Below are 301 nucleotides of genomic sequence, written 5' to 3'. Positions count from 1 at the left end.
GGTCGAAGCACAAGCCGTCGTCGCCCGCTATTGCGCAGAGCGACCGTGCGATGTGCAGCAGATGGCCGGGATGTGCAGAGCCGAATCGCAGGAAGTCGGCATCCCGCGTGGGACGGTGGGGCGCGTCGAACCACACTGCAAACAACATGGCGCCCTTCAGCAGGAACTGGTCGCGGTATCGTGAAGCGGAGAGCCGGTAGAGCAGGCGCTCAACGGCGAACCGGTCCAGAACGAACTGAAAGTCCTCGCCTCGGCTGCGCGCGAGATCGAGCAGCCGTTGCCGGATGGAAGCGACGCGCCG

At 65.4% G+C, this 301-nt stretch carries 1 protein-coding gene; it reads right to left on the bottom strand.

Annotated features, from left to right (window positions below):
* On the bottom strand, positions 1 to 301 hold a 301-nt coding region (locus tag EN850_RS35470; RefSeq protein WP_136093065.1), incomplete at both ends, for a nucleotidyl transferase AbiEii/AbiGii toxin family protein.

The sequence above is a fragment of the Mesorhizobium sp. M8A.F.Ca.ET.207.01.1.1 genome, from assembly GCF_004794715.1.
Lineage (GTDB): Bacteria > Pseudomonadota > Alphaproteobacteria > Rhizobiales > Rhizobiaceae > Mesorhizobium.
This window is presented reverse-complemented; position numbering and strand designations above follow the sequence as displayed.